The following is a 20,621-nucleotide window of genomic DNA, read 5'->3' as shown; positions in this document are numbered from 1 at the left end:
CAAGGCGTTGTAAAAGTACAATATATTTTATTAAAAAAAAAATATTTTAAAGTTTTTTTTCACAAATTTAGGAGAATTTGAAAACTGAAATTTCAGCCTGTACTTCATGTAACGTTAATTTTTCTTTTAAAATCGACCATTATTACTCATTAAAAGGTGATTATATCGAATAATTTTTGGAGACATTTATCATTCAGACAAGAATTAATTTTGCAATAAAATTTTAAAATAATTTATCGTTAATAATTTAAAATCCAAATGCCCCTAAAAAGTAAAAGCTTTTTAGGGGCATTTGGATTTTTGAATGTTTTTATTTATTATTTCTAAAATCCTCCAACTCTCGTTTTAAGGATTCATTTTGCTCTTTTAAAATTTTGATGTAATCCTGAAGATTTTCTAATACCGAAATAGGGAAGTTATAATTATGAATGTAACTACCTGACTGATCATGCAGAGTTGAATTATCATTGTGAACGATTCCCGAACTTTCTGACTCTTTAATATCATCAACAGAAACTTCAAGAGCGTTAGCTAACTTTTCCCATTCATCCTCATGAATTCTTGATTTCCCGTTTTCCTTACGAGAATAGCTGGAAATATCTGTTGATAATATTTTTGCCATTTTCTCCTGAGACATACCTTTCTGTTTTCTGAGATTTCTCAATTTTTCTTGAATCATCCTTAAGTTTTTGTTACAAATGTATGAATTTTTAGCGCAAAATTTGCAAGAAAATCGCAAGAAAATTGCAAATTTATCTATTAAATGTGATATAGTTTTTTTTATAGTTTTGAAAATCAATATTGATAAAGTACTTTAAGCAATTTAATTTATATATGTACAGATATAAGTTAGAACTGATCAGAAACCCATGCCGGGGATTATATGGCAAAAAAAATAAACTATTAATGTTAAAAAATTAAGTAAATGAAAAATTTGAAACAACTTTCGAGAAAAGAATTAAGCACAGTTGCTGGTGGTTTAGAAAACAATTGCACTTGTGGAGCAGGTAGCAGTATAGAGATGCATTGGCATGCAGAAAGTGCAGCAGCATGTTTTGAAGGATGCTCAAGATATAGAAAACAGATAAAAGAACTACAAGCACAAACAGCTATTTAATAAAATGAAGGCAGGATGTCTATTTCAAAAGGGGATTACTATAATCCTCTTTATATTTTTTCTACATTTTAATGCTCAAAAAATTACAATAGTCAACAAAAGTAATAATAGAATATTTTGTTTTCAAAATAATATAAAGTATGAAGTCTCAAAAAATAAGGAATTTGAAATAAATATTTTCTCAGAAACGATTATTACAGATGAAAATAAAATCATAATAAATTTGATTAATTTTTTGGAACCAAAGGAGCAGTTAAAAATTGAAATTCACAATGATGGCAAATTTTCTTTTGATGGAGATAAGAAAAAAAATTACGAATATATTTATGGAGGCATTAGTCAGAATTTACAAGCTACTTTAAAAAAATATGTAGAACTTTCTCAAAAAGGAGACTTGAGCTCATTTATTAATTTTTCTGAGTTGGCACTAATAAATCATCTTAAAATGCTAAATCTAACGACTGTTTTTGATGAACAAAATGATTCAATAGCACAAAAAAATCTTAAACAAGTCTTGAAGTATCGATGGCTCGGTTGGCTTTTTTTAGTTGGCAATACAGATGGAAAATCTATATTTTTTCGAAATATAGTTAATTATTATTTTTCAAAATACATAAAAAGAGACATTGAATCTTACTCATGTAATTCCCTTGATGATTTCTTGAAATATAATATTATAGAAACAATAGTAAAACTCAATAGTAAAGATATAAAACTTCCAATCTATCCAATTGTGAAAAGTACAGAATACGATTCATTAAATAAGTATTTGCACAAAAGCTGTCAGCAAGCTAAATTATTAGAAAGTTATTCTTTCAATTTGCACAAAAAAAATCCAAAATATAAATTGTACAAAGAAATTCTCATCAATGATTTTGGAATGAATAAAGATTTAATCGAAAAATACGGCACCAATGAATAAACTAACCTTTCTATTAGCATTTTGTCTCTTTAAAATGGCATGGTCTCAAAATATTGAGATTTCTTACAGAGTAAAATTCCGACCACAAAAAGAGAATAACCTTCTAAGAACGGAATATTCACTTTTGAAAGTCAATGGATTAAATAGCGAGTACACCCCTGCAAAAAAAATGAATGATAGCCTGAAAATTGATGAAATATATCTTAATTTTATAGTATTACAAGACATATCTCAGGTAAAATATTATGGATTCTTTAATGATTTACAGTTTTTTTATCATGAAAAACCTATCAATAATTGGGTAATAATTCCAAACTCTGCTGGCTTTCAAAACAATTACAAAACTCAACAAGCTAAAATACAATTAGATGGCAGAAAATGGATTGCTACATTTACCCCCGACATTTCTATTTCTAAAGGGCCTTACAAGTTTCAAGGGCTTCCAGGCTTAATTACAGAAATACATTCCGAAGATCAAGATTACTCCTTTGAAATGATTGGTTTAAAACACACTAAAGAGGAGAAAAATCTACACCTTGAAAATTATAAGAAAATAGAAAAGAAGAGGCTTCAACTTTACATTTCTGAATTCTTTAAAGATCCTGCATCTAAAAAACTTTCACTAAAAAACTCCTACGGAGATACTTTTGACTACCAACCCAATGGCAAAAAAAGATGAAAATTACCGCTCTACCAATACTTTCATTTTTGAAACACGACAAAAATATAACAATCCAATAGATAAAGAAACTTATATTTTGGTATTTTAACATGAATTGCTCTAGAAAAATTAAGGAAAAATTTACAAATATTTATTTTAACATAAATCATTTGTAAGCAACAAATTAAATATAAATCACGTTAAAATGACAAAAACATTTGTTATTTTGAAACATCTCCTTATTTTAGAGGAAAAATATTAATATGCTATTGGAAAAACTCATTAACCATCTCAAGCTCGACAAACAGGAGTTTCTTTTTCAGTTCAATTCACATCCGAATTACCCTTCAGCATTAGCCTTTAGTGACACTCTTAATTTCATGGGAGTGAGAAATGATGCGTATGAGCTTGACAAAGAATATTGGGATGAGCTTCCTGAAGAATTTATTGCCATTGTTGATAATTCTTTCTCCATCGTAAAAAAATCGGGGAATCAATATTCTATTTATTCTGATAAGGCAAAGACTTTAAATAAAGAAGAACTTCACCAAAAAGCCACGGACTTCGTCTTGCTATTTGAAAAAGATAAAACAGAAAGCAAATCTTTTACAAGTTATAAACCTTTTGTTTATGCCATTTTTGCAATTATAATTGTATATTCAATTTTGACACAAACCTGGTATGAGGCTTTATTTAATATTCTTTCCCTCACCGGAGTTTATATTTCTCTTGAAATTTTCAATCAGAAATTCGGAAATACGTCTGCGGTCATCGGAAGTATTTGCGGCGATACAGCGGGTAATCAGTCTGTCAATTCATGTAACAAAATTATTACTCAGGATAAAACAAGTATTCTCGGCCTTAAGTTTTCCGATTTTTCTCTGATTTATTTTATAGGAATTACCATTTTGGGGTTATTTTTACCTGCAACATCTTTGGTAGTGAAAGGCTTTTCACTCGCTTCGGTCATTGCTATCGGCTATTCCCTGTATATCCAGGGATTTGTGGAAAAGACTTTCTGTCGCGTTTGCCTTTTGATTATTTCTGTTCTTTTAGCTCAGCTTTTCATCAGCATTTTTTTGTTTGATAATATTTACTTTGACACAGGGATTGCCTTATTAAGCCTTATTCTATGGATCGTTCTGTTTTCTTCTGTTTTATACCTTAATAATACACTTGAAGAAAAAGAAAGTCTTCAGAAATCTAACGCTAAAAATTTAAGATTTAAAAGAAATTATGATCTTTTTAAAAGAGAGCTGCTGGAAAAAGAAAAAGTAGTTTTCAGCGACAATGAAACTTTTTTTATCGGAAATAAAGAGGCAAAAATTCATCTACACATCGTCTCCAATCCGTATTGTGGGTTTTGTAAAGATGCCCACAAAATCATGGAAAATTTACTTGAAAAATATCCGGATGAGGTTTCAGTTCAGATGAGATTCAATTATTCACCCGATAAACAGAATGAAAAATTCACAAATCTGATTTCCGATTTTATGTACATTTATAAACATAAAACCCAACAGGAATTTTTAAAGCTTATTGAATATTGGTTTGAAAACAGGGATGAAAATAAATTAAGACAGAAAGCAGGAACCAATTCAAACAATGAAGACCTGACTTCACTTATTGAAATGTCAGTAGAAAACAGGGATGCAGGGCTTAATTTTACCCCGATAATTTTGATCAACGGATATCAGTTCCCGGATAAGTATGACCGTGAAGATATTTATTATTTTATCGATGAATTGGCAGAAGATGAAGAGATTTAAAAAATTTCTTCTTTGCAGTGCAAAATTCACTAAATTAGGAAAATAAGCAAAATGAATATATTACGCTAAAACAATCTAAGAATAAAAATATATGACATTACTTTCTAATAATTAGGAATGTAGATTCACAACAGATACTATTATCAAAAATTAATTTATTTTAAGAATAAAGTAGTTGTCGCCAAACAGGCGGGCAACTTGTTTTAAAACATAAAGACAAATCATTGAAATCCTTCCCCTTTTACCGCCAGCCGGATTCCAAAGACTGTGGACCAACCTGCCTGCGAATCGTAAGTAAACATTACGGCAAAAGTATTTCTTTACAGCAAATCCGTAACCTTTCGGAGACAACCCGTGAAGGAAGCAGCCTGCTGGGCCTGAGTGATGCTGCTGAAGATCTGGGCTTCCGCTCATTAGGTGTTCAGATTAATTTTGAATCTCTTGCCGAAGAAGTCCCGCTTCCGTGTATCGTTCACTGGAACAAAAATCATTTCGTCGTTGTATATCATATAGATAAGAACAAAAAAAGTGTATGTTTCTGATCCAGGATATGGTCTAATTACTTACACAAAAGAAGAATTCATAAAATTATGGATCGGCGAAAATGCTGATGAGAAAACAGAAGAAGGTATTGTTTTAATATTAGAGACCACGCCCGCTTTTTTTCAAACGGAATTTGATGATAAGGAAAGTAAAGCGAGTTTTTCTTTTCTCTCAAAATATTTATTAAAATATAAGTCACTTGTTATTCAGCTGGCGATAGGACTTTTGGCAGGAAGTTTATTATCATTGATTTTCCCTTTTCTTACCCAAAGTATTGTCGATGTCGGTATTCAGAATCAGGATCTGAATTTTATTTATCTGGTTTTGCTCGCACAAATCATGCTTTTTGTAGGAAGAATGGGAATTGAAGTCATCCGAAGCTGGATTTTACTGCATCTTTCCGCCAGAATTAATATTTCTATCATCTCCGATTTCTTTATAAAATTAATGAAACTTCCCATCAGCTTCTTTGATACCAGAATGACGGGAGATATTATGCAGAGGATTAATGATCATCACAGAATAGAGCAACTTTTAACAAGTTCTTCTTTAAATACTCTGTTTTCATTAGTCAATCTCATCATATTCAGCATTGTTCTTTTATTTTATGACTATAGACTATTTGTCGTCTATCTTGTGGGAGCTGGGGCGTATGTCGGATGGATCAGCTTCTTTCTTGGCAAAAGAAAAGAACTTGATTACAAAAGATTTTCTCAGGTTTCCCAGGAACAGAGTAAAGTCATCGAATTGATTAACGGAATGCAGGAAATAAAAATGCATAATGCCGAAAAGCAAAAAAGATGGGATTGGGAATTTCTACAGGTAAAATTATTTAAAATAAGGATAAAATCTTTGTCGCTTGAACAGTGGCAGTCCGTCGGTGGAAATTTTATTAATCAGATGAAAGACATTCTGGTAAGTTTTCTTTCTGCAAAACTGGTGCTTAGTGGCAATCTTACGCTTGGGATGATGCTTTCTGTACAATATATTATTGGCCAGCTTAACAGCCCATTATTGCAATTGATCGATTTCATAAAGCAGACTCAGGATGCTAAAATTTCTCTTGAGAGGCTGGGAGAAATTCATGATAAGGAAGATGAAGAAAGTAAAGATGAGCAATATGCTCACGATCTTCCGCAGAAGGATATCGAAATAGAGAATCTTTCCTTCAGATATATCGGTTCGGATGCTTATGTTTTTGAGAATTTAAATTTAAATATTCCTTACCAGAAAACAACTGCCATTGTAGGTGCCAGTGGAAGCGGAAAAACAACATTATTGAAACTACTGATGAAGTTCTATGAACCCAATGAAGGCGAAATAAAACTTGGAAATACAAAGCTTAAAAATGTTTCTCCAAGATTCTGGAGAGATCATTGCGGAGTTGTGATGCAGGAAGGATATGTATTTAACGACACTATTGCTAATAATATCGCCGTAGGCGAGGATTACGTGGATAAACAAAAACTCAGAAAAGCGGTAGAAATAGCTCATATTAAGGATTTTATTGAAGAGCTTCCTTTAAGCTATAATACTAAAATAGGGAATGAAGGTCTCGGCGTAAGTGGCGGACAAAAACAAAGATTATTCATTGCCAGAGCCGTTTACAAATCCCCTGAATACATCTTTTTTGATGAGGCAACTTCAGCACTTGACGCCAACAATGAAAAAATCATTATGGAAAATCTGGAGCAGTTTTTTAAAGGTAAAACCGCTATCGTTATAGCCCACAGACTTTCCACCGTAAAGCATGCTGATAAAATTATCGTTTTAGATAAAGGTAAAGTCGTTGAAGAGGGAAATCATTCTGAACTGGTCGCTTTAAGAGGTGAATATTACAGGCTCGTAAAAAATCAACTTGAGCTTGGAAACTGATCATTATTTCACTAATTTTAATCAACCAACTCAAAATCTATCAGTTATGAAAAATTTACAAAAAATTGAAAGAAAGAAACTTAGAGAAATTCACGGTGCAGGACCAGTTCCGGTATTTCCGTGCAATTGTTTCTGCTACATCAACAATGTAAAACAGTGGAATGCATGCAACCGCTACTGTCCCGATGGTGACATTCCGGGAGTAGAACCCGGCAATAATCCGAAATGCGATTATACACTGCCGTTATAAGATTATTTTAAAACATACTCAATAATCTTCAGCTCCTTGGAGATTATTGAGTTTTATTTTTATATGGAAAAAGACGTATTAGACAATATTGAACTACGCTCAGAAAGTGTTCAGGATATCCTTACACAGCCCCCACATTGGATGATCCGATGGGGAAATACGATTATATTTTTAATTATTGTACTCATTCTTATCATGAGCTACATTATACGCTATCCTGAATTTATTCCTGCCCCGATTGTGGTAACCTCTCAAAATCCGCCGGAGAAGCTGGAAGCCCGTACCAATTCAAAAATCGAGAAAATATTTATAAAAGATCATCAGCATGTTAAAAAGAATGATGTTCTGATGGTCATGCAATCGACAGCCAATTATAAAGATATATTAGAACTGAAAAAACTTATTGATTCCATCACACCGGATCAGCTCGCTTCATTTCCTTTAAGCAAAACCTCTCATTTCAAACTTGGAGAACTTCAGGGAGATTACAACAGTTTTGCAAAGGCATTTCAGGATGAGGCTTTATTCAAAAGACTTCAGCCTTACGCTCCGGAAAATCTGGCCGCCAATCAAAGTCTTTCTGAATATAAAATAAGAATTTCAACTCTTAAGCAACAAAAAAGCCTAGAACAGGCCAAGTATGAAATTACCAAAAAGAATTATCAGCGCTCTCAGGAATTGTTTAAGCAGGGCGTCATCGCCGCAGTTGAGCTGGAAAATGAAAAAATAAAATTCCTTCAGGCTCAACAAAATTTAGAAAATATTACTATTTCTCTTTCACAGATTGAAGAAGGTATTTCCAATGTTAATAAGACAAAAAGCGGCGCCGCCATTAATACGGAAAAAGATAAAATTACCTATTCCTCACAGACTTTACAGCTTTTTGAACAGCTCAGAAAATCATTAAAACAATGGGAACAGAGTTATCTGATTATTTCTAATACCGATGGTGAAGCCAGCTTTCAGCAGTTTTTTGGAGAAAACCAGTTCGTAAAAGCCGGAGATGCTATTTTATCCATTTTACCGGATCATAAAGAAAAACTTGTGGGGAGAATGGCTGTACCTGCAGCTAATTCCGGTAAGATAATCACAGGAGAAAAAGTTTTAATTAAACTTGATAATTACCGGTATCAGGAATATGGTATCGTGGAAGGAAAAGTACAAAACATTTCATTATCTCCCGATAAAGACGGAAATTACTATGTAGACGTCGCCCTTCCCAAAGGACTGAAAACTTCTTATAATAAAAATCTGGTTTTCGACAAGGAATTAAAAGGCAATGCTGAAATTGTAACACAGGATTTACGATTAATTGAAAGGTTCTTTTATCAGATGAGAAAATTGCTGGGATATCAGAGTTGAAGAAAATGAAAGCCGGAGCATTGGCTTCGGCTTTACTATATTTTTTCTTTCTTTTTATTGAGATAAAAAATTAGTATGATATAAAAAATCATAATCAATTAAAAAATTCTCTGATTTTTGGTTCCCAATCTGGTCAGAAATTAAAATCCTTTGGTTCTCCGTTGAGTTCTCTTCCTCTTAGTATCGCTTCTTTCCACTTTTTGCCAATATCCATATAGATTTTAAATTGTTCCTTTTCTCTTTCTGTACCTAGTGAAATTCCTAACTGATGGGTCGCCTTATATTTTTGGAAAGCCATAGGCAAATGCTCTATGGTCCTTTTCAATCTATAGTTTTCCACTGCCCTGCTCAAAGCAATGCGATAGTCGTCATGAGCTTCTATGGGAACCATTTCATCTTTTATTTCGGATAGGTATTGCAGATTCTCATTTGCTCTTTCATTTTCATAGGTATGATGATGTTCTGTTCCTTTTAGGTATTCTGTTATGAGTTTACTGGTTTTTTTATCTTCTATGACTTGTGCTAAAGCTATATGTAAGTTGGTATCAAAAATATTCATATAAGGTTTTTCCAATTCCGGATCTTTTACATATAAATTAGCAGGGGCATGCTTCCGAGAATCTTCAATACTTAGGTTTTGATAAAATTTTTCTTTTTTTCCTCGTATATCGGGAAGGGTGAGGAGTACTTCATTACTCGTTTTTCCATTATGATAATCATACCATTCAGGAAAGTTTCGGTTTTCGTTATTGGTTTCATAAGCTTCTTTTATTTCCTCATAATTCTGCCAATCCTGAAACCCGTATTGTTCAAACTCTACATTGTTTTGTGAGAGGTATTGGCAATACCAGTCTACCTCATGATGAGTAATTGGAGGTATAAAAGAACAATTGAGTATATCTTCTTCCCAAGCTCTAAAGTCAAAAGTGCTTTCTATTTCCTTTATTTCCAGTTGCTCGGCTCGCCAAAGACATTGCGCATCAAAAAGTTTTTTTTGTTGTATGATGCACAGATGTTCGAATGCAACATCAATCCATTCGTTTTGTTTTTGCTCATTTAATCTTTGGTACATTTCGCCCCATTTCAAACCGGACGCTTTTATGTTCGCATAAGCTTTGCAAAAGCTTTCCATGGAATATTTTTGATAAGTCTTGCAGTATTCCTTTACGGCAGGGTTTTCCATGAGCTCTTTTGTCCATTGCTCACAAAATTGGTGATAATCTGTTTTTTTTTCTTCGTTCATTGTTTTTTAGAAATTAGAGATGAAGGTAAAATTAAAAACTTTTGCACTGTTTTCAAATCTCTACTTACTCAAATTTACAAATTATTATGCTTTGATGATATTTTGACGTATTCTTCAGCATCCAGAATGGGAGCGCCTAATGATAAAGCTCTTGATGGTTCAGGTATTGTTTGGTTTAACCTACAAAATATTTATGATCTACATATTATAGTAGAATAAACAAGAAATAGCCGGACAAAAAGAATTGAAATTTGGACCTTCTATACTTAAGCTTATGAACTAAATCTATGAAGAATTCTTCTCTAATTCTTTTGCTTAAAAAAAAGAATGAATGGCATGTTGCGAAAGCTTTGAAATATCGATATTCCATAGCGGCTCACTTTGATTAACAACGACCAACGATTGTACTAAAAAGATTAAAGCACAAAAAACTCTCTTGAAAAAGAGAGTTAAATAGCTAAAATCAGCTTATTATTTGTAGCGAAGACGGGAATTGAACCCGTGACCTCAGGGTTATGAATCCTGCGCTCTAACCAACTGAGCTACCTCGCCGTTTTGGTGGTGCAAATATAGAAAATATTTACAATTTACCAAAATTATTTTAACTTAAAATATTCCAAAACATCTCCTACATGCTCTGGTTTGCTGATAATCTTATTGTTAGCATCCAAAATAAAATAAGTCGGTGTTGCATGAACATTATACGTATCTGCATAGCTACTGTTCCATCCTCTTAATTCAGTATCATTCACCCAAGGAAAAGCACTGATTTTTTTAGTGTAAGAATCTTTATCCACATCCAGCGATAAGCCTATAACCTGAATATTTTTCGATTTTAAATCGTTGTATTTCGCCAACAGTTGCGGAAGCTCACTCTCACAATGAGAGCAGGTAGATGACCAGAATATTACAACTTTTTGATCAGCTTTTATATCATGAAGGGTTTTAGCATTTGTATTCGCCGGAGATTGAAATTTATAATTAGGAAAAACAGCACCGATTTCAACATTAGCGTTTGATTTTAAGGTAGAGGCTAATCTATCTGTAATCGTACACTTCAGATTTTTAGCCAAACCTAGATATTTATCCTTAAAATCCTGCATGTCATAAACATCGAAAATGTCAATGAGTTCAGAAAGAACTGTTTGCCCTCTCGGTGTTTCTACTTTTAATCTGTCAAGAAGCTTATCGACCGATGTACTAACATTCGTGTTGCCTCCTGAATTAAGATAGGAAACCAAAATCGGTCTTAACAACGATGATGTTTCAAGCATATCATTCGACTTATCAATAAAATTAATAATATCGTCCTGGGTTACTTTCTTGGAAGTATCATTAGAGAGAAATTTATTGTAATTCGTATTATAGTAGTAGATGAAAGGATGTTGAGCCTGATTTATCCCATCTGAACTACCACTAAGCCTGTTAATTTCAGTTCTAATAGCCTTACCAAAGTCGGTATTATCTTTATAGTATTCTTTTATCTGGGTGAGTGCAGGAAGTATAAGCTCCTTTTTCTGAGAGCCTTCCTGAAACTTGCTCATAAGGTCATTAGCTTCATCAAGATAAATAATATCCTTAATTTTATTAGCTTGTGTATCAAGTTTTACACTAACGTTTTTATTTTCAGAAATAAAATTAAATGTGTTATTTGAGCTTGGGAAATAAACTTTCATCATTCCCATGTAGTTTTTAGGGTATTTAAATGTCCAGGTATTATTCTTACTTTGCTCTTTTGAAAAGATAATATCTTTGGAACCATTTAAAGTATATAAAATCGCATCCTGATCTTTAAAATCAGCAGGCGCCTGAATAGTAACTGTAAACTGTGCCTGTAATGAAAATGCAACTATTAAAGTCGTTAATGTAAAAATCTTTTTCATAAGGTAAAAATAAAAAAACTCTCCGAGTAATCAGAGAGTTTAATATTATTTTAATAAAAATTATATTTTCTTCGGTGTGTATTTCTTACTGAAGAATGTTATTAGTATAATAGCTACAATAGCTAAAACATATATATACATGTCAACTGGTGCAGAAGGTGCGCCTGTGCCATTAACACCATTTCCATTCCCTCCAGGATTAGATGGCTGACTTGGTCCCGCATTTACTAATATGTATCCAAAAAGAAAAAGGCAGGGAACTAACTTTTTTAATAAATTTCATTTGTGTTTATTTTAATATTTTTGCATTAACAACTTCTCCTTTATCAGAAATTACCTTTACAACATAAGCGTTTTTAATTTTCTTATCTAATTCGATCACAAAATCTTTTGAAGTATCGACCGATTTTTTAGAAATGATTAACTTCCCACTCATATCATAAACATCAATATCTGCCTTTTTCCAGTTTGGATCAAATCTAACGATGTAATCATCAATTGCAGGATTATAAACTACTAAAGTTCGTACAGAAACTTGATTGTTTTCTGTTGTTGTAAGTACAATATTGCTAGGTTCTCCATAGTAGAGATCATATTCATCACCTGTTACAGAAATTACATCTCCTTGCTTGGCTTGTTGTGCCGTCCCATTTAGTGCTTTATAATAAAATCCTATTCCTGATGATAATGCATGTGTCCCATTTGGGATCAATACCGCATTTTCTTTTATTTCAAATTTGTAAGATTTTACAAGATTGGTATTGTAATTCATTAGTTTTACATTTTTGCCCTGAAAATTATTTTCATTAGCTTCATTAATGTATAACCAATAATTTAAATAGTTATTATCATATCCTCCATTTACAGCTTCCTCAAATGTACCGATTATGCTTGACCCGGCAGAAACCTGAGCTGAAGTTGCAGCTGATGTCTGATGTCCTGTTATTGATGTTGGTGAAACGACATAATAAGTTCTTGTAATTTCTTTTCCGCTGGCGTCAAGACCGATAACTCCGAGTTGTTTAACACTTCCAGTCAGGTTATTTTTTGCTGCTGTTACACTATAATCTGTTCCTGCGGCTCTTGTATTTCCACTAAATCTTCTTAATGTATTAAAATTTAGAGTTTGACTATTATTGTTTCTAAGTTTAATTTTGAAGGTTTGCATAGGTTTTATGATAAGCCCTGATGTATCCCCAACAGGAACTCCGCCAACAAAAGTTTGTACTTTATAGTTTGTTGAATAAGTTTCACCTGTTGATAGCGTAACAATAATACCAGGATCATACTCTATACCCCAAATATTATCTACTTCATTTCCATCACTTATACCTGGATTAGTAGTTTCCACATAACCTATACCTGATAGATCTAAGTTTGTAAAAAAGGGATTACCAAATTGATAAAAGTTTTTACCAAATGTTCCTGACCATGCGCTCGCAGTAATTTCAAAGCTGTCATTTACATAAGTGTTATACTTTTCATTATATACATTCTTGTTATTACCTCCAGGGCCAAAATTAACATTCCCTCCATTTTGTAACACTATGGAATTACTAAGTTCAGCATAAGGCTTTCCATTAATTGTAAAAACGGATCCGGTAGCAGTTGGTGCAATTGTAGTTAATGAACCTGGCGGACTACTAGCGTCTAGGTCATTATTAGACTTTAACATGTAATATCCTGTAGGATCACTTGTTTTATCAGTAGGTAAAGATACATAGTGATGAGAAACAGAATTAGTATTATCCATTTTTAAAATTGGATTACCGTATCTATAACTATTAAAAATTTTGTTAAATTCGATTGATAAGGTATTTATATATTTATCATAAAACGGCATAGCAATTTGTTGAAAATAGCTATTTCCGCTCCCATGCCTACCTGTTCGATATTCTTTACTTACAAAGCCCTTAATATTACTTTGCTCCAATCCACTGATATATAGCTGGCCGTAGGTAGAAGTTAAATAATTAGTAGGATCATTAAGTCTCAGAACAATATTCCCGCCGTCTGATTTATCAGTTCCTCCTGTAGTGATTGTCTTAAAAGCATCGCCAGATGCACCGTCAATCATTACGTTTCCGTGTACATCCATTATACCAGAACCTTTTGTCTGAAACCCACCGCCGGAATATAATAAAGTGCCCTCGCTAACATAAGTAACCGCAGAGTCATCCAAGTGGACTAATATATTCTGCGCCTGAACAGAACAACTAGCTGCTATTAAGCTAATAGCAAATAAATTTTTTCTCATTGTATGTAATTATTTGTGTGTTATACAATATTTCAATTGCAAAGTTATATTTTTTTCATTAAAAAACAAAAATATTTTACTTATTAACAAAAATGTTATCCTCCGTTAATATAATTTCCTTTTCTTCCCCAATGGAAAACATGTAATCTTCGAGAACTTTTTCAGTTGTACCTCTCAATCCTCTGGCACCTAATCCTTTTTCAATAGTTTCTTCCACAATTTTTTCAATGGCGCCGTCTGTGAAAACAAGCTTTGTTCCATCCATTTTGAAAAGTTCTATAAACTGATTAACGATAGAATTTTTAGGTTCTTTCATAATTCTTACCATAGTTTCCTTGGTAAGTTTATCAAGATAAGTAATGATTGGGAATCGTCCCAAAAGCTCAGGAATCAGCCCGAATGAACGAAGATCAATGGCGTTGATATTCGTTAAAACATATTCATCTTCATCTGTCTTATTGATTTTCTCTGCGCTGAAACCAATCGCCTGCTTGTTCATTCTTCGTTCAATAATTTCTTTGATTCCGTCGAATGCTCCACCTGCTATGAAAAGGATATTCTGGGTATTCACCTGAATATATTTCTGGTCAGGATGTTTTCTTCCTCCTTGAGGCGGCACATTCACAATACTTCCTTCAAGCAGTTTTAATAAACCCTGCTGCACTCCTTCTCCGGATACATCTCTCGTGATACTCGGATTATCTGATTTTCTTGCGATTTTGTCGATCTCATCAATAAAAACAATTCCTCTTTCAGCTTTTTCTACATCATAATCTGCGACCATTAAGAGTCTCGACAGAATACTTTCAACGTCTTCACCTACATATCCAGCCTCCGTTAAAATCGTTGCATCTACGATACAGAAGGGCACATTAAGTTCCCTTGCAATGGTTTTTGCCAAAAGGGTTTTTCCGGTTCCGGTTTCGCCGATCATGATAATATTGGATTTTTCAAGCTCAACTTCGCGGTTTTCGTCCTGAGCGTGAAGCAATCTTTTATAATGGTTATACACGGCAACAGATAATTGTTTTTTTGCCTGATCCTGCCCGATAACATATTGATCCAGAAACATTTTAATTTCTTTGGGCTTTTTTAATTCTTCTATATTTTCGGCAGGAGAAAATCCTGTTTTTGCGGAACTGTCTTTTACAATAGCATGAGCCTGCTCGATACAGTTTTCACAAATAAAACCATTCTGACCGGAAATCAGCATCTGCACTTCATTTCTCTTTCTTCCGCAGAAAGAACACTGGTTTGAATTCATTTTTATATATAGATAAGTATAGATTAAATAAACTCGTAAAATTTACGAGTTTATATTGTTTTAAGGATTAATTATTGAGTCTTGAATTTCAGTATATTCTTCATGCGTCAGTTTCAACCTTTCGTTTCTGAAATTCATATCTTCTATTTTTTGTAAAGGAATTAAATGGATATGAGCGTGAGGTACTTCCAACCCCACAACAGCCACTCCTACTCTTATACAAGGGATTGCACTTTTTACTTTTTTGGCAACTTCCTGAGCAAACCCCCAAAGATTTTTATATTCTTCACTATCCAGATCAAAAATAAGATCTACTTCTTTTTTCGGAACTACCAAAGTGTGTCCTTTTACCAGAGGCATTGCATCAAGAAAAGCGATAAAATTCTCATCTTCGGCAATCTTATATGAGGGAATTTCGCCATTGATGATCTTTGTAAATATTGTGCTCATTTTTTCAAATGTTTAGAGATTGGAAGTCCGATTTATTTACAGGGTAATTTCTAATACTTCAAAAGACAGCTTGTTTCCGTTTGGCAAAGTAATATCTGCAGTTTCGCCAACAGCTTTACCTAAAAGCCCTTTTGCAATCGGGGTATTCACAGAAATTTTTCCAGCCTTAAGATCGCTTTCATTATCAGGAACCAAAGTAAACATCTGCTCCTGTTGTGTTGCATTATTCTTCAGTTTTACTGTTGTAAGAATTGAAACTTTTGAAGTATCCAGTTGACTTTCGTCTATGATTTTTGAAGTCGAAATAACATCTTTCAGCTTGGAAATTCTCATTTCAAGCATTCCCTGAGCTTCTTTAGCAGCGTCATATTCTGCATTTTCCGACAAATCGCCTTTGTCTCTGGCTTCTGCAATCTGCTGTGTGATTTTTGGTCTTTCTACAGTTTCCAACTGTTCCAGCTCAGCTTTCATTTTCTCTAATCCCTCCTTTGTAACATAGCTTGCCATAATTTTCAAAATTTAGTTTTAGTATAAAAAAATAATCCGACATTTGCCGGACAATGTTTTCGAGTTGTAATCGTTTAATTTTTACAAATATATAAAAATTTAAATTGAAATGAAAAAAACTTTTTCAATATTATCATTAATTACATTATTGATTTTCAGTATTTTATCAATAAAATCATGTGGAAGCAGAGAAGATACCGTAAGTTGCTTCCCCAGCAGCCCCATTAATGTCACACTTAATCTTAATCTTCCTGCGTATTATGCTCTGAATCAGGTGGGAGGATGGGTTTATATTAATGAACAACAGTCTGGCACCAGAGGGCTTATCGTTGTGAGGGCTTCGGATGCAACTTTTAAAGCATATGACCGTAATGCACCCCATATCTGCCCGGATAATAACACAACACTGGAAGTTCAGGATAACATCAGGGTAATATGTCCAAAAGATAATGCACAGTGGATTCTGTTGACGGGACAACCGACTGCCGTGGCGAATGTTCCTCCGAAGACTTACCTTTATAATTACGATCCTTCCGGAAAAATTTTAAATATTTATTATTAAAAATGAAAGTTGTCATACAAAGAGTTTCCGAATCCAGCGTAAAAGTAGACGGGAAAATTGTCGGAGAAATCGGAAAAGGGTTGATGCTTTTGGTAGGAATTGATGAAAACGATGAAAAAAGTGATGCAGACTGGCTCGTACAGAAAATTTTAAATCTAAGAATCTTCAGGGACGAGAATGGAAAACTGAACCTTTCTATACAGGAGATTAAAGGAGAAATCCTGTGTATCAGTCAGTTTACATTAATTGCGGATTACAAGAAAGGAAACCGTCCATCTTTCATTAAAGCTGCAAAACCGGATAAAGCGATTCCGCTATTTGATTATTTTAAAGATGAAATATCAAAATCCGGGTTAAAAACCGAGAGCGGTATTTTCGGCGCCGACATGAAAGTTTCACTGATTAATGACGGACCTGTAACAATTGTGATGGATTCTGCAATAAAATCTTAAATTTGCACCGAATTTTTAATTAACAAAAAATGAAAAAAACATTCGTTACTTTACTTATCCTCGCAGGAATAGGCTCTGTGTATGCTCAAAAAAATTATACTGAAGATCAAAAAGCGTCTTACTACATCGGTCTTGATATTGCACAGAATATGAAAAGACAAGGCTTTGCCGTAGATCCCGACTTACTTGCCCAGGCCATGAAAGATGAATTTGGAGATAAACCGAAGTTGTTTCCCAAAGAAGAAATGAGCAATTTCATGCAGGGCTTTATGCAAAAGCAGAATGAAAAAAGAATGGCTGCAGAAAAGGTAAAGGCAGAAGAAAACAAAAAGAAAGGCAATGATTTTCTTGCTAAAAATAAACTTAATAAGAATATAAAAACCACAGCCAGCGGCCTGCAATACGAAGTGCTTAAAGAAGGCGACGGAAAAACCAAACCAACGGCAACAAGCACAGTAACTGTCGTCTATGCAGGTAAACTGATGGACGGAACGGTATTCGACTCTACGGAGAAAAATGGCGGAAAGCCGGCTGAGCTTAACCTTTCCGGGGTAATAAAAGGATGGACAGAAGGCATACAGTTAATGAGCAAAGGCGCGAAATACAGATTCTATCTGCCTGCTGACCTAGCGTACGGAGATAATGGAGCGGGAAACATCATTCCTCCCGGATCAACACTTATTTTTGATGTTGAACTGGTAGATTTCAAATAATTATTACTGATATAAAAAATAAAAACGTCTTTCATATTGCTGAAAGACGTTTTTTCAAATAAACTTTTATAAAAAAATTAATTCGCAGGAATACTGCTGAAATTAAGTGCAATTTTAAGATTCATGTCTGAACTTGTTTGATTTTTCAATTCATAAACCGTTCTTACGGTAACCCCCGTACTTTTCACCACTTCATCAAGAAACCCTGAATTTTCAAGGTCAAGATTTAAGCTTGATGCGTTTGTTGATATATTTGCTCTGGAAGCGACCAGTCTTTCACCTGTACCGCTTGAAGAAATGTAAACCTTAATGGATTTAAAAGCGCTAAGATTTCCTCCCGAAGGTGACACTACAGAAACTTTAGCATCAGAAATTCTTACATCTTTAATTTTCGCATTGTTGTTTCCTCCAAACCAGGTCTGCACATTCGATGCCGTAGCGGTAGAAGAAACTTCTTTATCTGCAGGAACGCCGGTTGAAATCAAAACATTAGCTGTATAAGGAAATGTATTCTGAACCAACGACTGCACTGTTCCGCAGCTTACCAAAGCGAGCGAGGCTACTGCCGCTGTCAAAATTATATTTTTCATAATGATAAATTTTAAAGTTTTTTAAGCAGAAATTATACCAAATTGCTCAACATTATTCAATACTTACTGTGAAATTTCCTTTGGTATTTCCGGAAGCCATATTGCTTTTCCCGATAATCAGCCATATCTCGCCTTTATCCTTTATTTCATACGTAAGATCTCTTCCGAAAGGTCCGTCATAATCACCATTTGGAAGTTTTATTTGGTTAAATCTTATATTAAAATCTTTTTCTTTTATTGAGATTTTGGCTTTTATTTCGGGATTGTTGTAGTCCGTAATCTTGAGAACAAGCTCCTGATTGTCTTTTGTAAATTCCTCGCCCAGTGTTATCGGAAGATGTTCTCCGTCTACAGTTCTGACGATTTGTCCGTCTTTTACTTCTCTCATAACGCCGGTTCGTAAGACTTCTTTTGTTTTCGGAGCGTTGTTGATGACGGAATCTTTCATCTTTATGGCAGAAGAATCTGTTTTCTCTGCAGGTGCAGTTTGTTCCGTTGCTGTTGACAATGAATCTGTATTTTGTGTTTCCTGTATTTTCGATTCTTTCTTACACGATATGATGATCAGCGGGATAAGCAAAAGTATCTTTTTCATAATAGTTATTTTAATGATAAACTAAATTTAAAATCCTCTGACATTTTAAAAGACTTCAAACTTTGAGTATATGGAGATGCCAAAATTATTCCATTAAGGTTATTCTTAGCTTAAAAAAATATTAGGATTTAATTTAAAGAAAATCAATTATGGTTTATCATATTCTAAGTTTTTCATCATTATTTTACAGTTTGGTAATATAAAATCTTTGAAAGCATTTTCTCTTCGTGTTGTGGTTTCACCTTATTTAGTATTTCCTGCTTAAGCTTCCCGTCATGCCTTTTTTCAGCATATTCCAACAATTGTTTTTCATTGAAATTAACTGTTGTTTCATAATAACTCAGTACAAAATCTTTACGTTTCATATTTTGGGAGGTAATGATTCCGCCCCAGTTGATGTAGCTGCAGGTCAGAATTGTTCCATATATATACCATGTCATCGTATTGAAAAGGAATGCATTTCTTTTTCTGAGCTGTATTTTCATGAACGTCATCACCAGGCCTATGAATGAAAGAATTAAAAATGCATATACTCCAAGCCTTTTGTAAGTAAGGCCATAATTTTCAATGTATTCCGAGTTCTTTACCAGCGCTGAAATTACGAGAGCGGCATTCAGGAAGATCCATATTTTTGCTAAAATTCTCATTAAACGTGCTTTAGAATCAAAATTAAAGCTGGATTTAAAATAAAACATAATCACAAAAATGGCCATAACGATAGATATAATGACGACATTTACTCTTTCATGAGTTTCCTGGGAAAGCCGGGATGGACTTGTTGCCGTTTCAAAAAACTGTTCATAGTTATAGGTGATAATGAAAAATATCAATAAAATATTCAAAGCCAGCAAGGAAATCACGCCGCTCATTCTTTCCGTATCAAGGTCAAAGAAAGAATACGTAGGTTTCAGAATTTTATCGTTTTCAGTAAAGTCATTATTTAAGATAAAATTGCTTTTGTAAATAGCTTTTTCAACAGCATAATTCCAATAATTAAATGCCACAAAAAGTCCCAACACAGTCATGGCGATGAGCTGCCAGAAATTAATATCAAGTTCAATATTTGTAAAAAGATTGGCAAAATGATCACTTCCGGCAGCGTAAATTCCAAAGAAAACAGAAATCAACAGTAACGGAATAAAGATAAACGCAAACATTTTCTGCCAGAATCCGGGAATTTTTCTTTTTGGCAGCCATTTGTCAAAGCTGAAGAACCTGCATAAAAATGTAGAACAGTTGGTAACAATAACCGGGATAAGCAAAAGAATTTTCATTCTTCTGTTTCTTGAGCGGTAGCCCAAAAGAATCACCGAGCTTACGACAGCCAGAAATGAAGGAAAATCTCCGTACCAGGCAAATGCTGTCGCCGATAATAAACTTGTCATCAATAGAAAGAAAAAAGTCGACGTCCTGTTTTTGACAGGCGTTCTGAAAAAAGTGAGGCCGGAATAGATTACAGTTATAATTCCAAGATTCAGTCCGACATTCTGATCGTAAAACAGAATGATAAATAAAATAGTTGTGAGCAAGATATAATGATGTGTTTTCATAGTTTTTTTCATTTAAATATTAATACAAAACTTGTGTATTTTTCTGTTGAATAAAC

The 20,621-nt window shown here is 33.7% G+C and carries 19 protein-coding genes, 1 tRNA gene and 1 pseudogene; 10 read left to right on the top strand and 11 right to left on the bottom strand.

Annotation, left to right across the window (positions count from 1 at the left end; all coding sequences use genetic code 11):
* Window positions 1–310 precede the first annotated feature (310 nt).
* Window positions 311–679, bottom strand: a complete 369-nt coding sequence (locus tag AAHI02_RS15950) for a helix-turn-helix transcriptional regulator (protein ID WP_346984090.1) — start codon at window positions 677–679, stop codon at window positions 311–313.
* Between the two features lie 246 nt (window positions 680–925).
* Here AAHI02_RS15950 and AAHI02_RS15945 point away from each other — a divergent pair, with 246 nt between their 5' ends.
* From AAHI02_RS15945 to AAHI02_RS15915, 7 genes and pseudogenes are all read left to right on the top strand, one after another.
* Window positions 926–1,117 (top strand): hypothetical protein, encoded by a 192-nt coding sequence (locus tag AAHI02_RS15945; protein WP_346984089.1) that lies wholly within the window; start codon window positions 926–928, stop codon window positions 1,115–1,117.
* Between the two features lie 4 nt (window positions 1,118–1,121).
* Complete coding sequence (locus tag AAHI02_RS15940; protein WP_346984088.1) at window positions 1,122–2,039, top strand: hypothetical protein; 918 nt, start codon at window positions 1,122–1,124, stop codon at window positions 2,037–2,039.
* Entirely contained in the window at window positions 2,032–2,718 is a 687-nt protein-coding gene (locus AAHI02_RS15935; protein WP_346984087.1) for a GLPGLI family protein, read from the top strand. Before AAHI02_RS15940 ends, AAHI02_RS15935 begins: the two co-directional genes overlap by 8 nt.
* 245 nt (window positions 2,719–2,963) lie before the next feature.
* Window positions 2,964–4,469 (top strand): thioredoxin domain-containing protein, encoded by a 1,506-nt coding sequence (locus tag AAHI02_RS15930; RefSeq protein WP_346984086.1) that lies wholly within the window; start codon window positions 2,964–2,966, stop codon window positions 4,467–4,469.
* Between the two features lie 224 nt (window positions 4,470–4,693).
* Window positions 4,694–6,887, top strand: a pseudogene (locus AAHI02_RS15925) (peptidase domain-containing ABC transporter).
* Window positions 6,888–6,933: 46 nt separating this feature from the next.
* Entirely contained in the window at window positions 6,934–7,137 is a 204-nt protein-coding gene (locus tag AAHI02_RS15920) for a hypothetical protein (RefSeq protein ID WP_042722904.1), read from the top strand.
* A 63-nt stretch (window positions 7,138–7,200) separates the two neighbouring features.
* Window positions 7,201–8,499, top strand: coding sequence for an HlyD family efflux transporter periplasmic adaptor subunit (locus tag AAHI02_RS15915; protein ID WP_346984085.1), 1,299 nt, complete (start codon window positions 7,201–7,203; stop codon window positions 8,497–8,499).
* A 133-nt stretch (window positions 8,500–8,632) separates the two neighbouring features.
* Here AAHI02_RS15915 and AAHI02_RS15910 read toward each other — a convergent pair whose 3' ends face one another.
* The 7 genes from AAHI02_RS15910 to greA form a co-directional block, all read right to left on the bottom strand.
* Complete coding sequence (locus AAHI02_RS15910; RefSeq protein WP_346984084.1) at window positions 8,633–9,742, bottom strand: hypothetical protein; 1,110 nt, start codon at window positions 9,740–9,742, stop codon at window positions 8,633–8,635.
* Window positions 9,743–10,220: 478 nt separating this feature from the next.
* Window positions 10,221–10,294: transfer RNA gene (locus AAHI02_RS15905), tRNA-Met, on the bottom strand.
* Window positions 10,295–10,338: 44 nt separating this feature from the next.
* On the bottom strand, window positions 10,339–11,625 hold the full coding sequence (locus tag AAHI02_RS15900; protein ID WP_346984083.1) for a TlpA disulfide reductase family protein: 1,287 nt from the start codon (window positions 11,623–11,625) through the stop codon (window positions 10,339–10,341).
* Between the two features lie 289 nt (window positions 11,626–11,914).
* Entirely contained in the window at window positions 11,915–13,882 is a 1,968-nt protein-coding gene (locus AAHI02_RS15895; RefSeq protein ID WP_346984082.1) for a T9SS type A sorting domain-containing protein, read from the bottom strand.
* A gap of 76 nt (window positions 13,883–13,958) precedes the next feature.
* Window positions 13,959–15,146: an ATP-dependent Clp protease ATP-binding subunit ClpX gene (gene clpX, locus AAHI02_RS15890; protein ID WP_346984081.1), complete on the bottom strand. Its 1,188-nt coding sequence runs from the start codon at window positions 15,144–15,146 to the stop codon at window positions 13,959–13,961.
* Window positions 15,147–15,206: 60 nt separating this feature from the next.
* The gene (locus tag AAHI02_RS15885; protein WP_346984080.1) at window positions 15,207–15,596 is read right to left on the bottom strand and encodes an HIT domain-containing protein; all 390 of its coding nucleotides are present in this window, start codon (window positions 15,594–15,596) and stop codon (window positions 15,207–15,209) included.
* Between the two features lie 36 nt (window positions 15,597–15,632).
* Window positions 15,633–16,103, bottom strand: a complete 471-nt coding sequence (gene greA / locus AAHI02_RS15880) for a transcription elongation factor GreA (RefSeq protein ID WP_042721222.1) — start codon at window positions 16,101–16,103, stop codon at window positions 15,633–15,635.
* A gap of 109 nt (window positions 16,104–16,212) precedes the next feature.
* On the opposite strand from greA, the gene AAHI02_RS15875 reads away from it, so the two are divergent.
* The 3 genes from AAHI02_RS15875 to AAHI02_RS15865 are packed head-to-tail and all read left to right on the top strand — an operon-like array spanning window position 16,213 to window position 17,830.
* The gene (locus AAHI02_RS15875) at window positions 16,213–16,665 is read left to right on the top strand and encodes a hypothetical protein (RefSeq protein WP_346984079.1); all 453 of its coding nucleotides are present in this window, start codon (window positions 16,213–16,215) and stop codon (window positions 16,663–16,665) included.
* 2 nt (window positions 16,666–16,667) lie between these two features.
* Window positions 16,668–17,117: a D-aminoacyl-tRNA deacylase gene (dtd, locus tag AAHI02_RS15870; RefSeq protein WP_346984078.1), complete on the top strand. Its 450-nt coding sequence runs from the start codon at window positions 16,668–16,670 to the stop codon at window positions 17,115–17,117.
* Window positions 17,118–17,146: 29 nt separating this feature from the next.
* Window positions 17,147–17,830, top strand: coding sequence for an FKBP-type peptidyl-prolyl cis-trans isomerase (locus AAHI02_RS15865; protein WP_346984077.1), 684 nt, complete (start codon window positions 17,147–17,149; stop codon window positions 17,828–17,830).
* Between the two features lie 77 nt (window positions 17,831–17,907).
* Here the strand turns inward: AAHI02_RS15865 and AAHI02_RS15860 are convergent, their stop codons facing one another.
* From AAHI02_RS15860 to AAHI02_RS15850, 3 genes are all read right to left on the bottom strand, one after another.
* Window positions 17,908–18,420 (bottom strand): hypothetical protein, encoded by a 513-nt coding sequence (locus tag AAHI02_RS15860; RefSeq protein WP_346984076.1) that lies wholly within the window; start codon window positions 18,418–18,420, stop codon window positions 17,908–17,910.
* A gap of 52 nt (window positions 18,421–18,472) precedes the next feature.
* Window positions 18,473–19,015, bottom strand: coding sequence for a hypothetical protein (locus AAHI02_RS15855; protein ID WP_346984075.1), 543 nt, complete (start codon window positions 19,013–19,015; stop codon window positions 18,473–18,475).
* Window positions 19,016–19,194: 179 nt separating this feature from the next.
* Window positions 19,195–20,565, bottom strand: a complete 1,371-nt coding sequence (locus tag AAHI02_RS15850) for a DUF4173 domain-containing protein (protein ID WP_346984074.1) — start codon at window positions 20,563–20,565, stop codon at window positions 19,195–19,197.
* Between the last annotated feature and the right edge of the window lie 56 nt (window positions 20,566–20,621).

It is taken from the genome of Chryseobacterium sp. POE27 (assembly GCF_039727685.1).
Lineage (GTDB): Bacteria > Bacteroidota > Bacteroidia > Flavobacteriales > Weeksellaceae > Chryseobacterium.
This window is presented reverse-complemented; position numbering and strand designations above follow the sequence as displayed.

Excerpts from the sequence above, each read along its gene's own strand:
- AAHI02_RS15920 (WP_042722904.1), top strand. The coding sequence starts at position 6,934 with ATGAAAAATTTACAAAAAATTGAAAGAAAGAAACTTAGAGAAATTCAC.
- AAHI02_RS15940 (WP_346984088.1), top strand. The coding sequence starts at position 1,122 with ATGAAGGCAGGATGTCTATTTCAAAAGGGGATTACTATAATCCTCTTT.
- AAHI02_RS15895 (WP_346984082.1), bottom strand. The coding sequence starts at position 13,882 with ATGAGAAAAAATTTATTTGCTATTAGCTTAATAGCAGCTAGTTGTTCT.
- AAHI02_RS15865 (WP_346984077.1), top strand. The coding sequence starts at position 17,147 with ATGAAAAAAACATTCGTTACTTTACTTATCCTCGCAGGAATAGGCTCT.
- AAHI02_RS15885 (WP_346984080.1), bottom strand. The coding sequence starts at position 15,596 with ATGAGCACAATATTTACAAAGATCATCAATGGCGAAATTCCCTCATAT.
- AAHI02_RS15855 (WP_346984075.1), bottom strand. The coding sequence starts at position 19,015 with ATGAAAAAGATACTTTTGCTTATCCCGCTGATCATCATATCGTGTAAG.
- AAHI02_RS15950 (WP_346984090.1), bottom strand. The coding sequence starts at position 679 with ATGATTCAAGAAAAATTGAGAAATCTCAGAAAACAGAAAGGTATGTCT.
- AAHI02_RS15915 (WP_346984085.1), top strand. The coding sequence starts at position 7,201 with ATGGAAAAAGACGTATTAGACAATATTGAACTACGCTCAGAAAGTGTT.
- AAHI02_RS15875 (WP_346984079.1), top strand. The coding sequence starts at position 16,213 with ATGAAAAAAACTTTTTCAATATTATCATTAATTACATTATTGATTTTC.
- AAHI02_RS15930 (WP_346984086.1), top strand. The coding sequence starts at position 2,964 with ATGCTATTGGAAAAACTCATTAACCATCTCAAGCTCGACAAACAGGAG.
- AAHI02_RS15900 (WP_346984083.1), bottom strand. The coding sequence starts at position 11,625 with ATGAAAAAGATTTTTACATTAACGACTTTAATAGTTGCATTTTCATTA.
- AAHI02_RS15850 (WP_346984074.1), bottom strand. The coding sequence starts at position 20,565 with ATGAAAACACATCATTATATCTTGCTCACAACTATTTTATTTATCATT.
- greA (WP_042721222.1), bottom strand. The coding sequence starts at position 16,103 with ATGGCAAGCTATGTTACAAAGGAGGGATTAGAGAAAATGAAAGCTGAG.
- dtd (WP_346984078.1), top strand. The coding sequence starts at position 16,668 with ATGAAAGTTGTCATACAAAGAGTTTCCGAATCCAGCGTAAAAGTAGAC.
- AAHI02_RS15910 (WP_346984084.1), bottom strand. The coding sequence starts at position 9,742 with ATGAACGAAGAAAAAAAAACAGATTATCACCAATTTTGTGAGCAATGG.
- AAHI02_RS15860 (WP_346984076.1), bottom strand. The coding sequence starts at position 18,420 with ATGAAAAATATAATTTTGACAGCGGCAGTAGCCTCGCTCGCTTTGGTA.
- AAHI02_RS15945 (WP_346984089.1), top strand. The coding sequence starts at position 926 with ATGAAAAATTTGAAACAACTTTCGAGAAAAGAATTAAGCACAGTTGCT.
- clpX (WP_346984081.1), bottom strand. The coding sequence starts at position 15,146 with ATGAATTCAAACCAGTGTTCTTTCTGCGGAAGAAAGAGAAATGAAGTG.
- AAHI02_RS15935 (WP_346984087.1), top strand. The coding sequence starts at position 2,032 with ATGAATAAACTAACCTTTCTATTAGCATTTTGTCTCTTTAAAATGGCA.